This window comes from Microcoleus sp. ARI1-B5, assembly GCF_036705795.1.
Taxonomy (GTDB): Bacteria; Cyanobacteriota; Cyanobacteriia; order Cyanobacteriales; family Microcoleaceae; genus Microcoleus.
Genome location: NZ_JAUBVK010000008.1, coordinates 12,854 through 27,498, shown reverse-complemented (window position 1 = coordinate 27,498; position 14,645 = coordinate 12,854). Strand labels below are relative to the sequence as shown.

Genomic DNA, 14,645 nt, shown 5'->3' with positions numbered 1-14,645 from the left:
TTAACTTTCTTGACGAACTATGAGACTGGTAATTTGCCCGGGAGTTCACGAACCAAAGCTAACCGACTGTTTCCTGGCGGGACTTTCGGGGATTTGGGGATTGACTGCCGATCGCCCTTCCCAGCAAATAGTCGATCGCGTCAAGATTTTTCCCGCTCATAAATATCCGCCTTTTTCAGCTATTGACATATTGCACTTTTTGTGCAGCCAAGACTTAGCAGGAGAAAGTCTAGTATTTGTCAGCTTTTCGGCAGGAGTAGCCGGGGCGATCGGGGCGGCTTGGATGTGGCAGCAAATCGGCGGCCGAGTTGGGGCATTTTTTGCCCTAGACGGCTGGGGAGTACCCCTGGGGGGCAATTTTCCCATCCACCGCATCAGCCACGATCGCTTCACGCACTGGAGCTCGGCCATTCTCGGCAGCGGTGGAGACAGCTTTTACGCAGATCCAGCGATCGCACATTTAGATTTATGGGGCGATCCCCAAACGGCACAAGGCTGGCAAATCAGCCAAACCTCCGCCGGCATCGAGACAGCCGCACCCACAACCGCAGCACAATTTTTAGTCCACCTATTGAAACATTACGGAGTCCAGTCAGTTGTTTAATTTAGATTTAGTATCATCGGCGATCGCACCTATTGTCACCGTTTCTCGCCTAGAAAATCCTCTTTCTTCAGGCAGAACAAACAGCATCAAGCAGTGGTTAATATTTAGCGCCTCAGCCTTTTTAGTTTCAATTCCCGTTTTCGTGCAAGCACCATTAGTTCGCTTGTATCCAACCATCAGCTTGCTCTCAACAATTCCCTGGTTCGTCGTCAGTTTAATCCTAATTTTCCGCCCCAAAACCCAAGTTTGGGGAGACTTATTATTAGGATTTGCCGGATGTTGGCTGGCAGGTTCCATCTATTGGGGCTGGTTTAGATGGGAACCAATTCTGCACTTACCTATAGAAGCAATTGGCTTGCCGTTTGCAATTTGGTGCTTGAACAAATCTTGGGGAAAAGTTGGCGGCTATTTTTACTTGGGTTCGCTATTTGGCACTGCGATTACTGACTTATATTTTTATTTAACTGGTTTGATGCCCTACTGGCGCAAAGTCATGCACGCGGAACCGGAATTAGCGATGCCGATTTTTCAAAGTGCGATCGGTCAAATCGACACTCCTTGGGGCATAGGCTGCGCTTTAGTTTTAATCGCTGTGTTGCTAACAGTCGGTTTGCTGAGTTTGCGCCCTAGCCTGCACTGGCGGGCCTTCAGCGGTGCAGTTTTGAGCACGCTTTTGGTGGATGGTTTGTTTTGGTTGGCTGCTTCTGCTGTTTGAGATTTTTGGGGATTTTTGACCGCAGATGTGGGCTGATTGACGCGGATGGACGCAGATGTTTTGATGAATCAGTTGTAGGGTGCGTCAGTTTTCGGTTTAGTACAAAAAATTTTGGTTTCTCAACTGACGCACCCTACTTATTGTGGCTGGGTATTCTGTTTGTTTAGTATGCCCGCGTTCACTTGATATAAGTCACAGGATAATCAGGATTGCTCGGATTCCCGATTAACTGCTGATTCTTACAATCCACAAGCAAATCTAACTTCTCCAAAACCACCTGACCAATTAACACCTCATCACCTGTCACTAAAGCATCCTCCGTAGTCCTGCGTCCATCAATTTCAATTAATATAGCCTCCGTTACTCCTACGGTTTCTTGACGACCACCAGCATACTTAACAACTTGCTGTCCTATAATCCGCAAACCTAGCTGCTGTAACATCTCTGCTGAAATTACTAGGTAAACCGATCCTGTATCTACTAGAGCTTCTGTTTCACACTCGCGCAACAGCCGAGGCGCGAGCAACCCGCGGCTAACTAGAGCTTCATCTATGGCATTTGTCAGCTTTACCTGAGTCTTGACTGCCCCCATATTCTTGATTCCATCCAATTCTAATTTATTTAATTCTTTCATACTAAATTTTGTTTTAATCTTTTCCTGCTTACATTATATGAGTTTTGCTAACGCAGACGCGATCGCCCCTGATTAACCCAGATTTTTTGAGATGAGTATTTAGTTAACAATCATGAGTTACAATCTAAAATCTAAAATCTCAAATCTAAATCATGGCTTTCATTTCTGTTCGCGGTGTAGAACATTATTACGAGTGGATTACAGCAGACAACAGCGCCCAACCCAGCGGCAAACCAGTAATGGTATTCCTGCACGGCTGGGCTGGCTCGGCTCGCTACTGGGAAAGCACGGCGCGCGCTATTGCTGGCGATTTTGATTGTTTGCTGTACGATATGAGAGGTTTTGGCCGATCGCCCTTACCGCCATCACCTCCTGAGTCCAGCTACGAACTCGAAACCTACGCCCGCGACTTAGCCGAATTATTAGAAGCTCTGAATTTAAGCCGCGTCTTTCTCAACGCTCACTCCACAGGAGCATCCGTTGCTACTTTATTTCTCAACCTTTACCCCGAAAAAGTAGAAAAAGCCATACTCACTTGCAGCGGGATTTTTGAATATGACGAGCCAGCCTTCACCACCTTTCACAAATTCGGCGGCTATGCGGTCAAATTTCGCCCGTCTTGGCTGGCTTCTATCCCGTTTGTCGATCGCATCTTCATGGCCCGGTTTTTGCGCCGTTCCCTCCCCACAGAGGTCAGTCTGGCGTTTCTCAAGGATTTCTTAATGGCCGACGAGGAAGCTGCGATCGGTACAATGGTGACAGCAGTCAGCAAAAGAGCAGCCGAGGAAATGCCCCAAGAATTTGCACGGCTGAGCGTTCCCACGCTGCTTGTGGCCGGAGAATTCGATCGAATTATCCCCGCCGCCATGGGAGAGCAAGCAGCCTCCCTCAGCAAAAAAGTAGAATTTGTTATAATTCCCAATACAGCTCACTTTCCGATGCTGGAGGATGCCGCAACATATTTGCAGCGAATCCGAGACTTTTTGCCAGCAGCGGCTTAGCTGAGTTGTTGTTCATGTAATGTACGATCGGGGAAGCAAGCTTTTACAGCAGCTTTTGCTCCGATCTTAATTTTTAATTCCTAATTTCTTAAAGCGAAAGGTGGTATCATGAACGACCTCGACCAATACTATAAAGTGCTGGGACTCTTGCCGGGAGCTTCCCGAGAAGAAATTACTCAAGCCTACAAGGATTTAGCGTTCATTTGGCACCCCGATCGCATCCCTAAAGATAATCCTAGACTACTCCAAAAAGCTGAAGAAAAGATTAAGGAAATTAATCAAGCTCGGGAACAATTGCGATCGATTCACCCAAGAGGTCAGAATCAGAACGTTCAGCACAAAAATACTCAGCACAAACACGCCCAGCAACAAAACACCCAGCAACAAAACACCCAGCACAAACACACCCAGCAGCAAAACACCCAACAAAATACTCAGTACCAAAACACTCAGTACAGAAATACTCAGTATCAAAATACTCAGTATCAAAACACTCAGCAACAAAACACTCAGCAACAAAACACTCAGTACAGAAACACTCAGTACCAAAACAATCAGCAACAAAACACTCCGTACAGAAACACTCAGCACCAAAACACCCAGCAGCCGCCGACAAGCCCAAAAGAACCCCGCTACTCTTCTGAAACCTCTTCAGGAAAATCTCCTAGCAATTATGCGGGAAACTATGCTGGAAATCCTTCAGGGCCCTATTCAGATGCCTCTCGCTACCAATCGCCACAGCCGCAACCATCTCAGTCTTACCGCCAAGCTGCGCCGCAAGCTCCCGATTTGAGCGGTTCTAACTTCAAAGGAGCTTCCTTAAAAGAAAAGGATTTTTCAGGGAGAAACTTGAGCAATGCAAACCTGAGTGAAGCCGACTTAAGCGATACTTTTCTGCACAACGTCAACCTCACAGGTGCGAATTTGCACAAAGCTAACTTGTTTAGGGCAAACTTGTTAGGAGCTTGTCTGATCAATGCCAATTTGAGAGAAACTAATTTAATCGGAGCGGATTTGAGCGGTGCAGACTTGAGCGGTGCGGATTTAACGGGTGCTAAAATCGGTTACGGCGATCGGGTTATGGTAAAACTCACCGGAGCTAGATTAACAGGTACAATCTTACCCGACGGTACGGTTCACAGCTAAAGAATCTAGTTTTTCGTTCGATCGTTCGGAATGCGAGTCCTCTGAATTTGAAGAGGACTCGCATTCCGAACGATCGAACTTATAGCGTTGGCGTTAGCTGCACAAACCGAGTTTTTTGTAACGGGTTCAAGGACTGCAACTAAGTCTTTTCGTTCATCAAACCCCGTTTCTGCCTCCAAGACTGTTAATCTAATTTAATATTAATTATTTCCGATCGCGCAACTTTCGCCCAGCAGCCAGCATAGCGCCTCCCGCCATCAAACCTCCGACAGTCATCGGTTCGGGAACCGGCTCAGCTTTTAGCGTCTCCAGAGAACTGTCTTTAATCAATACAGCCACCGATTCGGGAACCGCCTCAGCTTTTAGCGTCCCTACAGAACCGCCTTTAATAAATACAGCAGAATCTAAATTACCGTCGCCCGCATCTTTAATGCGGATGCTGAGAACATTCGTCTGATTTTGCTTGAGCAAACCCTCAAAACCTAAAACTTTAGTAAAACCGTCTAGCTTAATGATGTTAGCAGCAATACCTGTCAAACTTGGGTTGTTAATATAGTCCGAGTGATCTGTAGAGCGATTATTTGGATTAGGAACAAGATTATTAATCGTAACTGCTTTCCCGTCGCTCAATTTTGCCAAATTACTACCATTCAGCAACAGTTCAAAATCGTCATTAAATCCAGAACCGCCGAACTCAGGAAACTCCTCTGAACCAAATACATATTCAAAAAACAACTTTTCAGCAGTACAGTCAGCAAAAAAGCTGAGGTCTAGCTGAGTTAAATCCCCAACTTCGCCCTTTGGCCCAAAGTCCGTGTTTAAATCGCTGCCGTTGGTCATTACGTTATCTTTCAGATTCTGACCCGGTATATCGGTGACTTTGCCAGTGCTGAGAACCACACCTGATTTCAAACCGAAGGGGTCATTAGTGAAAGTACCAAAAGCAGCCTCGTTCCCCGTAACTGAAACAGAGAAATTACTCAAGCCCGCTCTGTTATTTCCCAACAAATTATTTTTCAAAGTCTCAGTGTTATTAGTTGCCCCTACTGAAAATGCCGTTGCTGGCGCTGCCAACATGGTCAGAGCAGTAGTCAATGTAGCAGTTAAGGCAGCAATTTTGTGAGGATTTATCATAAAGTTTGTGTTTAAAAGACAAAGCTGATTTAAGGCATAACTTCATTTTCACATTAGATAAGCATAAATGTCTAGTGCCTTTACAATGACTTTACATATACGTAGATTTACGGCTTTGGTTGTTAATTGTTTTGGGTAGTTCTTAGCAGTTAGTCAATCAGTAAACCTCAGCGCACAAACAAAAATGCCAAAATACACCTACACAGACTAATAATTTCAGGAATTACGCACAGGATACCAAAAAAAACTGGGTTTTTATACGGTTTGCGATCGCCCACTCGCGAGAGATTTTGCTGAAAAACCCCGGTTTCTGCGTAAGTGGGCAATTTATATCAAGTCCGGGCGATCGACCTCACTTGATATTACAACTAATGACTGATGACAAATGACAAATGACAAATCACTAATCGCTAATGACTGACAACTAAAACCCCCTTGCTTCTCCTTCCCCGCGCGGATCGGCAGCCCCTTCCAACCAACCGTCCTCAGTCTGGACGATCGCATTCGCATTTCCCCAGCCGGATCGTTCGACAATCTGGTGTCCCCGCCTGCGTAACTCCTCAAGCGTCCCAGCCTCAAAACCTCCGCGTTCCACCATCAGGCGATCGGGCAGCCACTGATGGTGAATCCGGGGTGCAGATACAGCCTCACCCACATTCATGTCGTAAACCAACACGTTGAGGACAATTTGCAGCACCGTGGTAATAATCGTGCTGCCTCCGGGAGCCCCCGCAGCGAGGCGAAATTTGCCATTTTGCGTCACGATAATCGGTGTCATGCTGGATAAAGGAGTCTTCCCCGGGGCGATCGCATTTGCCTTACCGCCCACCAAACCAGACAAATTCGGCACTCCCGGCGCAGCAGCAAAATCGTCCATCTCGTTGTTGAGCAAAATTCCGGTACCCGCCGCCACAACCCCAGCACCAAAACGGCCATTCACCGTAAACGTCAAACTAACAACATTGCGCTCAGAGTCAACTACCGTCAGGTGCGTAGTTTCCGGCGACTCGTACACAAAGCGGCTCAAAGTTTGAGCGTCAACAGCTTTTACCTCCCTCGAAGGTTTGGCTTTTGACATTTGGATTTGCGATCGGCGAAATTTGCCATAATTCCTGCTAGTCAGAGCTTTGACAGGTACGCTGACAAAATCTGGATCGCCCAAATATTCGGCCCTGTCAGCGTATGCAATCCTCATCGATTCCGCCAGCAAGTGTAGCGCATCTGAACTTTGCCTCCCCAACTTTTTGAGATCCGTCTCTCCGAGAATATTTAAGATTTGCAATAAATGAACGCCGCCGGAAGAAGGAGGCGACATCGCGCAAATTTCGTAAGTGCGAAACTTGCCACAAATCGGATTTCGCCAAATCGGCGTATAGTTTTTGAGGTCTTCGAGAGTGATAATGCCACCATTTTTAGCCATGTCTGCGGCGATCGCCCGCGCAATATCCCCGGTATAAAAACTTTGGGGATTTTGTGCAATTTGCCGCAAAGTCCGCGCCAAATCCCGCTGCACCAACAGCTCCCCCGGCTTGTATAAAACGTCACCGCGAGTAAAAATATCCCGTGCCGCGCGGTTCTTGTTAATCGCATCCTTGTGTTGCAGAGTAGCCTTTGTGAAGCGGGAACTTACTGGAAAACCCTTTTGGGCAAGGGCGATCGCCGGAGCCACCACCGCCGCCCAAGGCAACTTACCGTACTCGCGTTGCACCGTATAAAGTCCAGCCACAGTACCCGGAATGCCCGCCGCCAAATGCCCGTCCCGACTTGCCCGCTCGCGCACCTTGCCTTGCTTGTCCAGGTACATATCGCGCGTTGCTCGTTTGGGCGATCGTTCCCGGAAATCCAGCGCTTGCACAGTCCCCGTTTCGGCCCGCCGCAGCAGCAAAAAACCCCCGCCGCCGATACCCGCCGAAAAAGGCTCCACCACCGAAATTGCCAAAGCCGTAGCAGCCGCCGCATCCACCGCATTGCCTCCCTGTTGCAGCACGCTCAGCCCCGCAGCGCTCGCCAGCGGGTGAGCCGAAACTGCCATAGCCTGCTTGCTGCGCTGCTGCTGCAAGTTTGGCTGTAGTTGCTGCTGGCACCCCCCTAACAGTATTACTGTTAGGAAACCAGTATAAATTCGCACTTTACAGATTAACTTTGAAAACATTTTTACCCCATTGAAAATTTTATTTTACACTAAAGATTGAATAGCATCATCCTAAAGACATAGATTTAATTTTACTTCTGAGAACAATCATTGACAGCCACAAGTTTACTCAAATCTGTCCAGTAGCTTAATTGTTAAATACACTACATTTTTAGTCGAATTTTTATGGGAAAATTTAAGCATTATTAAAAAAAACTTATAGCTAAAACTGTTGCAGGCGATCGGGAATAGTGCTACTATGCCTATTAATTATTAATTTTTTGTTAATCAGCATCTATTATTGAACCCCAAAATCATCTCAAATAAACATCTCCATCAACCTTTATGAACGCAGAAAATATCGGCGCATTCATCCCTGATGTCAACCCCAAAAACCTCGCGAACAGAGATATCGCAGGTGCGAGCGAGAAAAAGTTAAACACAGAAAAAGTCACTACGGCGAAGCCCGCCGGGCCCGGAGCCAGCACCGCCCTAGAATCAGCAGCGCCTGCAATTAGCACAACTTTTCACCCCGAAAAAGTTAGCATCATCATGCCGGCATTCAACGCCAAAGACACCATAGGCGAAGCGATCGCCTCCGCACTCAAAGGCACTCACCGGAATATAGAAATCCTAGTAATTGACGACGGTTCCAGCGACGGCACCGACAAAATAGTCACCGGCATGGCGCTGCAAGATTCGCGCATTAAGTATTGCAAAAACCCGAAAAACTTAGGAGCTTACAAATCTAGAAATTTAATGCTCCAAGCAGCCACCGGAAAATTTATCGCATTTTTAGACAGCGACGACACCTGGGAACCAAACAAACTAGAAGAATGTTTGAACATCCTCAAACAGCATCCAGAAGTTAAAGCAGTCGGTCACGCCCTCCGCTATCTAAACAAGGGAGGCGAGAAAGTCAGCTACATCCCCACATATCCCACAAATTCAGAAGAATTGCAGGACGTTCAAGAAAAAGGCGCGCTTCCCTGGGTTTTTCCCACAGCTTTAGTAGTAGAACGAGAAGCTATCCTAGAAATCGGAGGATTTTTAGACGACTGGAAAGTACCAGCAGATACCGAACTGATGGCCAGACTCGCTCAAAAGCACGGGATGCTAGCCACAAAAATGCCCTTAGGAAACTACCGAATTTTGGGCAACTCTTTAACCGATAAATATTGGTTCAACAAGCGTCTAGCCATAGACTGCGTTAAAGAAAACCAGCAGCGCAGAATTCGCGGTCAATCAGAGTTAACATTGAGCCAATACCGAGAAATCTTTTTCCAAAACCTGCCTCCGTTGAAAAAACTCAATAAGTTAAGAGAAATTGCGGCAACTCGCTTCATGAGAAAAGCGGGAGAAAGCTGGTTAAATCGGGAGATTTTGCCTGCGCTCCTTTACGGAATTGCCACGACAGCGCTGAACCCTCAAGCCACTGTGCACAAAATTCAGTGGATGAAATATCAGAAGCGATTAAATCAAGAATTTCACTAATTGGCGGTTGGGCTGCTACACATACCCGACCGGACGCTGCCGCTTTCTGGCAGTAGCTAAACAGTTAACTTAACTAACGCAGAAATTCTGCTTGTAGGGTGGGCAAAGCCCGCCTTTTTATTGACTGCACGACGGGCGCACAGATTCTGCTTGTCGTGTAAAAATTGGTTCTTTGCACAGGTCCTCTCAAAATGCGATCGCCCTGGCGAAAGCCCTCAGAGCGTTCAACAGACGGCAATCCGTCAGAAAAATTAGCCGTCAAATCGGCTGTGATACCCATCCGGACGGTTCTCCCCCCCCTACGGTCGATCGCACTCAGGCTTCAAGCCTGTTATATTGGCTATACGTAGGTAAGCCCTGTGCAACTTTATAAATAAAGAGCCAAGCAAGTAGCGGAAAACACGGCAAAAATCCCAATTATCCCCCTATTCCCTACCCAACTCTGTCTCTCTTCTTTCCCCCTAGGCAAGGAGTTTGATATAGGAAGTTAATTTGCACAATTGCCTGTAACAAAACTTAACAAAGCTGTATAATGCTGTACGTCAAGCATTTTTGATTGTATGTAGATACACATCATCAGAAACAGCATCCCATTGATGCCCTTGCTGGCATACACGCCAGGGGGTGGAAGCTGGAATCATCCAAGCAATAACAACATTCTGCCTTGGAACTTAACAGCTCGCACTCGCGCCAGCTTTCATCGCACCCGATCGCAGTCGGTGCATTTCAAAACAGGAAATTTTCAGTTTCAGCAGAAAATCCTTACTTTCTCAGTATTCCAATTCAGGGGTCATATGTGGCGAAGACTATACTTCGGCGAACTACTACCAAACCACAACTAATTCAAGTTATGAACAGCCCAAAAGTCAGTGTAATCATTCCTGCATTCAATGCAGCCGAAACTCTGGCAGAGGCCGTTGCCTCCGTAGTTAATGGCAGCCACAAGCATCTAGAAATTTTAATTGTTGATGACTGCTCGGCGGACGATACTAGCAAAATTGGTGCTAGGCTGGCCGAGCAAGATTCGAGAATTAAGTTCTGTAGAAATTCCCAAAATTATGGGGTTTCTAAGTCAAGAAATTTAATGATAGAGCGGGCAACCGGCGAGTATGTAGCGTTTCTAGACAGCGACGATACCTGGGAACCCAACAAGCTAGAAGTTTGTTTGAAGATGCTCGCCGACAATCCCGAAGTCAAAGCCGTTGCTCACGCTTTGCGGTATTTAGACAAGCGCGGCAACAAGTTGAGTTACGTTCCCACCTATCCTACAACTAAAGCAGAAATGCAGGCGATTAAGGAGACAGGCGAAAGTCCTTGGGTTTTCCCGTCTTCTGTGGTAGTCGAGCGCTCTATTCTTCTCAAAGAAGGCGGCTTTGCAGAAGATTGGCAAGTAGGAGAAGATACAGAGTTATTTACCAAAATTGCTCAAAAGCACGGCTTGCTAGCGGCGACAGCACCTTTGGGAAATTATCGAATTAGAGGGAACTCTCTCACAGATAAGCACTGGCTGAAAAAGCGCATAGCTTCTGAGTGTGTCAAGGAAAACCAACTGCGGCGCTTGCGGGGAGAAAAAGAGTTATCGCTCAACGATTACGAACAGTTGTGCTTTAACAATTTGCCGCTTTTGAAAAGGCTCAACAAATTCCGACAAGTTTTGGCGCTGCACTGCATGAGAAAGGTGGGACAAAGTTTGTTAAATCGGGAGGTTTTGCCGACTCTTATTTACGGCATCGCTACCACAGCGCTCAATCCCATCGCTACTCTGAACAAGTGGAAATGGATGAAGTCTCACGAGCAGTTGAGTCAAGAAGCTAGGTGATATTAGCGATCGCAAAATCGAGGCGATCGGGCGGCCGGGCGGTTTGTATGTATTCAGACTGCCTGTTAAGCTTGCAAGCAGCATTCAGTGTTAGCGATCGCACCCAACATTTTCAGCAAGTTCAGTTAATTGATGGTGTTGCTGAAACCATTACTTTTATGGTCTTCAGCGTAGCTATCCTTCTATATAACTAAATTTTTCAGCCTAGTTGCCTTCTGCTTTTAAAACAGGGGAATCCGTTGTTGCCTTGGCTGACGGTATGGCAAAATATCGCCTTTGGGTTGGAACTCAAACATTGGCCAGGCGCGATCGCAGATTGGAGAGGCGATCGCCTTTAGTCACTTTTTATACAAATAGGTGGCAAATCTCTACAGCCAGAGCCACATCTGCCCAACCAGTCAGAGCATGACAAACCATTACCGCACAATCACGATGGGCGATCGTACCCCAAAATATTAAGATATGTAAATTAATAACTATTAACTCCGGTAAATTGATCGACTTACAGTGGTATACTGCCAGTAAAGTTACTCTCAATCCCTTCCCGGTTGGCATTTATGTTGATTAAGCTCGCAGAAACCCTGATTTTAGGCATTTTGAGCTACTGCCGCCAAATTTTCCTTTCTCGGAGAGTTCGCAGTCTTTCCCTGCTATTTGCAATCGGACTCGGCTTGAGTTTAGTAGTGGCGGCTTGTTCTACAACCGCTACCACACAGGACACAGCCACTGCGAACACTTCCGCACCTACAAAAAGCGTTACAGTTAGCATCGGCTATCAAAAATCAGCTACCGTTCTCAACGCTCTCAAAACCAAAGGCGACTTAGAAAAAGCCTTAGCAACCTCCAAATCTTCTGTAAAATTTGTAGAATTTCCTGCTGGACCTCCCCTACTCGAAGGAATGAACGCAGGCAGTATTGACTTTGGCTACACAGGAGAAGCACCGCCAGTTTTTGCTCAAGCTGCCGGAACGCCATTAGTTTATGTTGCTTACGAAACTGCAAATCCTAAGTCTGAAGGTATCGTAGTTCCCAAAGATTCACCCATAAAAACTGTTGCCGAGCTGAAAGGCAAAAAAGTTGCTTTTGCCAAAGGATCTAACACTAATTACCTCATAGTTAAAGCCTTAGAAAAGGCTGGACTTCAATACAGCGACATCACTCCAGTTTTTCTCAAACCAGCAGATGCCCGCGCCGCTTTTGAAGGAGGAAATGTGGATGCTTGGGCGATTTGGGACCCGTACTTAGCAGCAGCAGAAAAAACCGCAGGTGCTCGACTGATAACAGATGCAACAGACATCGCTGCCAATCGAGGTTACTATCTCGCCCGCAAGGGTTTTGTTGACGAACATCCTGAGATTTTGAAACTCATTTTAGATGAAGTCAAAAAGGTAGATCGGTGGGCAGCGGGAAATCCGGTAGAAGTTGCTAAGTTTTTGGAGACGCAATTAGGGATAGAAGCCTCTGTGTTGGAAGTGTCAGAAAAGCGACGCAACTATGGCGTTTCTCCCCTGACTGATGAAGAGATTGCCGGACAGCAGCAAATTGCTGATACTTTCCAAAAATTGCAGCTTATTCCTAAGCCAGTTCAAGTTAAAGAAATCGTTTGGAAAGACAGTAAGTAGATTGCCAATCCCACCCATGAAGGCAGGGCTGTTTCATTTTGTTAACCGAATCCCCAAAGAACTTATGAGTCATTCTGAAAAATTTCAAAAAATCGCTGATGAAGCTAAGGCTAAAATCCAAGAAATATCCATCGACGAACTTAACGTTTTAGAGCCAGAAAACCCCCCTATTTTGGTAGATGTTCGTGAAGATAGTGAATGGCAAAAAGCCCATGCTGAAGGGGCTATTCACCTTAGTCGAGGCATTATTGAACAAAAGATTGAGGAAATTATTCCCGATCGCGAAACTCCAATTGTTTGCTATTGCGGCGGCGGGAATCGCTCGGCTCTAGTGGCTGAAAGTTTACAAAAATTAGGGTATACTCGCGTCCAATCCTTGGTTGGGGGTTTTAAAGCTTGGAAAGAGGCTGGCGGGCCGATCGTTGATAATTCGGATTCTTCTTTACCCCCTTCCTAGTTCCCAACTCTCATCTAAACTCTGCCTAATTTTTTGTTGATTTAAAGCAATCTCTCCTCAATCTGAATTTCTATGACTCTTTCCGATCTGACTATCCCAACCCAATGGCTAACAACCGATATTTTAGTCATCGGTGGCGGCACCGCTGGCACGATGGCTGGCATCAAAGCTAAACAGGCAAATCCTGACAGCGAAGTGCTGATTTTAGAAAAGGCAAATATTCGCAGAAGTGGCGCGATCGCAATGGGCATGGATGGCGTAAATACTGCTGTCATTCCCGGTCATTCTACACCCGAACAGTACGTCCGCGAAATTACCCTTGCCAATGACGGCATCCTCAACCAAAAAGCCGTTTATCAAACAGGAAAATTAGGCTATGAAGTCATCCAAGAGTTAGAAAGTTGGGGAGTAAAATTTCAGAAAAATGCTCAGGGTAACTACGACTTAAAACAAGTTCACCGCGTCGGTAAATATGTTTTGCCAATGCCGGAAGGCAAAGACCTCAAACAAATTTTAACCCGACAGGTGAAACGCCACAAAGTTAAAGTTACCAATCGAGTCATGGCAACCCGTATTTTAGTGCAAGCAGGACGTGCTACTGGAGCCGTTGGTTTTGACGTGCGGAATGGCGATTTTGTAGTAATTCAAGCGAAAGCTGTCATTCTTTCTACAGGTGCTTGCGGTCGTTTAGGATTACCCGATTCTGGCTACCTTTACGGAACCTATGAAAATCCGACAAATGCCGGAGACGGCTATTCAATGGCTTACCACGCTGGAGCAGAACTCACTAACATTGAGTGCTTTCAAGTCAACCCGCTAATTAAAGATTATAACGGCCCTGCTTGCGCTTATGTTGCCGGCCCCTTCGGTGCTCATACTGCTAATGCCGAAGGTCATCGCTTCATTAGTTGCGATTATTGGAGCGGTCAAATGATGCTGGAAATCTGGAAGGAATTAAACTCCGGTAAAGGCCCGATTCAATTAAAAATGACTCATCTCGATGAAGATACTATTGCTGAAATCGAGTCAATTCTTTGGTCAAACGAGCGTCCGAGTCGAGGCAGATTTCACGAAGGTAGAGGGGAAAATTATCGCTCTCACGGCGTTGAAATGCACATTTCAGAAATTGGGCTGTGCAGCGGTCACAGCGCCTCTGGTGTTTGGGTGAATGAAAAGGCAGAAACAACTGTGCCGGGACTCTACGCGGCGGGAGATATGGCAAGCGTTCCTCATAATTATATGATCGGGGCGTTTGTCTTCGGTAGATTGGCAGGAACTAATGCCGTTGATTACATCCGAGATTTAGATTATGTCCAGCCTGATGCTGAATTTTTGGAAGCAGAGAAAGCGCGGATTTATGCACCTTTAAATCTACCGAATGGAATTCCTCACACGCAAGTAGAATATAAGTTGCGGCGCTTGGTGAATGATTATTTACAGCCGCCCAAAGTAGGGAATAAACTTGAAATCGGGCTGAAGAATTTTGTGCGCTATCAAGAAACTCTAGAGGAAATGGGCGCTCGCGATCCTCATGAGTTAATGCGCTGCATGGAAGTTCACTTTATTCGAGACTGTGCAGAGATGGCGGCGAGGGCTTCTTTGTTCCGCCGCGAGACTCGTTGGGGGCTTTATCATTATCGATTGGATTACCCTGACAAAAATAATGAAGAGTGGTTTTGTCACGTTAATTTGAAAAAAGAGGAGTCGGGAGAAATGAGATTGTTTAAGCGTCCAGTTGAACCTTATATTGTGGAGGTAGATTTGCATAAAGAGGATTATAATGTTGTAGCGCGTTAAACTATCACTAGAGCGGCGAAAAATATGGTCTGTAGGGGCGGGTTCATTACTATCTTTAGTTGCCCATCATAAACTTCATAAACCCGCCCTC

General features: G+C 46.3%; 15 protein-coding genes. 11 read left to right on the top strand and 4 right to left on the bottom strand.

From position 1 onward, the window contains the following. The first annotated feature begins 19 nt into the window (after positions 1-19). Together QUB63_RS14570 and QUB63_RS14565 are read left to right on the top strand one after the other, a co-directional pair. Entirely contained in the window at positions 20-604 is a 585-nt protein-coding gene (locus QUB63_RS14570; RefSeq protein ID WP_332945972.1) for a hypothetical protein, read from the top strand. Continuing rightward, on the top strand, positions 597-1,319 hold the full coding sequence (locus tag QUB63_RS14565; RefSeq protein WP_332945971.1) for a DUF3120 domain-containing protein: 723 nt from the start codon (positions 597-599) through the stop codon (positions 1,317-1,319). The genes QUB63_RS14570 and QUB63_RS14565 overlap by 8 nt, the downstream gene beginning before the upstream one ends. Positions 1,320-1,497: 178 nt before the next feature. On the opposite strand, the gene QUB63_RS14560 is transcribed toward QUB63_RS14565, so the two are convergent. After that, a complete protein-coding gene (locus QUB63_RS14560) occupies positions 1,498-1,953 on the bottom strand; it encodes an aspartyl protease family protein (RefSeq protein WP_332945970.1) in 456 nt (151 codons plus the stop codon). A 152-nt stretch (positions 1,954-2,105) separates the two neighbouring features. On the opposite strand from QUB63_RS14560, the gene QUB63_RS14555 reads away from it, so the two are divergent. After that, complete coding sequence (locus QUB63_RS14555) at positions 2,106-2,954, top strand: alpha/beta fold hydrolase (RefSeq protein ID WP_332945969.1); 849 nt, start codon at positions 2,106-2,108, stop codon at positions 2,952-2,954. A gap of 108 nt (positions 2,955-3,062) precedes the next feature. Next, on the top strand, positions 3,063-4,100 hold the full coding sequence (locus tag QUB63_RS14550; protein WP_332945968.1) for a pentapeptide repeat-containing protein: 1,038 nt from the start codon (positions 3,063-3,065) through the stop codon (positions 4,098-4,100). A 204-nt stretch (positions 4,101-4,304) separates the two neighbouring features. Here QUB63_RS14550 and QUB63_RS14545 read toward each other — a convergent pair whose 3' ends face one another. Together QUB63_RS14545 and ggt are read right to left on the bottom strand one after the other, a co-directional pair. Next, positions 4,305-5,234, bottom strand: coding sequence for a choice-of-anchor L family PEP-CTERM protein (locus QUB63_RS14545; protein ID WP_332945967.1), 930 nt, complete (start codon positions 5,232-5,234; stop codon positions 4,305-4,307). Between the two features lie 424 nt (positions 5,235-5,658). Beyond that, complete coding sequence (gene ggt / locus QUB63_RS14540) at positions 5,659-7,386, bottom strand: gamma-glutamyltransferase (protein ID WP_332945966.1); 1,728 nt, start codon at positions 7,384-7,386, stop codon at positions 5,659-5,661. A gap of 324 nt (positions 7,387-7,710) precedes the next feature. Here ggt and QUB63_RS14535 point away from each other — a divergent pair, with 324 nt between their 5' ends. After that, on the top strand, positions 7,711-8,859 hold the full coding sequence (locus QUB63_RS14535; RefSeq protein ID WP_332945965.1) for a glycosyltransferase family 2 protein: 1,149 nt from the start codon (positions 7,711-7,713) through the stop codon (positions 8,857-8,859). 73 nt (positions 8,860-8,932) lie between these two features. Here QUB63_RS14535 and QUB63_RS14530 read toward each other — a convergent pair whose 3' ends face one another. Next, positions 8,933-9,139, bottom strand: coding sequence for a hypothetical protein (locus tag QUB63_RS14530; protein WP_332945964.1), 207 nt, complete (start codon positions 9,137-9,139; stop codon positions 8,933-8,935). A gap of 570 nt (positions 9,140-9,709) precedes the next feature. Between QUB63_RS14530 and QUB63_RS14525 the strand changes: the two genes are divergently transcribed. The 6 genes from QUB63_RS14525 (at position 9,710) to QUB63_RS14500 (ending at position 14,554) form a co-directional block, all read left to right on the top strand. Continuing rightward, entirely contained in the window at positions 9,710-10,678 is a 969-nt protein-coding gene (locus QUB63_RS14525; RefSeq protein WP_332945963.1) for a glycosyltransferase family 2 protein, read from the top strand. Further along, the gene (locus QUB63_RS14520; RefSeq protein ID WP_332945962.1) at positions 10,675-10,872 is read left to right on the top strand and encodes a hypothetical protein; all 198 of its coding nucleotides are present in this window, start codon (positions 10,675-10,677) and stop codon (positions 10,870-10,872) included. Before QUB63_RS14525 ends, QUB63_RS14520 begins: the two co-directional genes overlap by 4 nt. Positions 10,873-10,886: 14 nt before the next feature. Further along, complete coding sequence (locus QUB63_RS14515) at positions 10,887-11,087, top strand: hypothetical protein (RefSeq protein WP_332945961.1); 201 nt, start codon at positions 10,887-10,889, stop codon at positions 11,085-11,087. A 148-nt stretch (positions 11,088-11,235) separates the two neighbouring features. Next, a complete protein-coding gene (locus QUB63_RS14510) occupies positions 11,236-12,300 on the top strand; it encodes a sulfonate ABC transporter substrate-binding protein (RefSeq protein ID WP_332945960.1) in 1,065 nt (354 codons plus the stop codon). A 64-nt stretch (positions 12,301-12,364) separates the two neighbouring features. Beyond that, on the top strand, positions 12,365-12,757 hold the full coding sequence (locus tag QUB63_RS14505) for a rhodanese-like domain-containing protein (protein WP_332945959.1): 393 nt from the start codon (positions 12,365-12,367) through the stop codon (positions 12,755-12,757). Positions 12,758-12,829: 72 nt separating this feature from the next. Next, positions 12,830-14,554 (top strand): fumarate reductase/succinate dehydrogenase flavoprotein subunit, encoded by a 1,725-nt coding sequence (locus tag QUB63_RS14500; RefSeq protein WP_332945958.1) that lies wholly within the window; start codon positions 12,830-12,832, stop codon positions 14,552-14,554. The last annotated feature ends 91 nt before the right edge of the window (positions 14,555-14,645 follow it).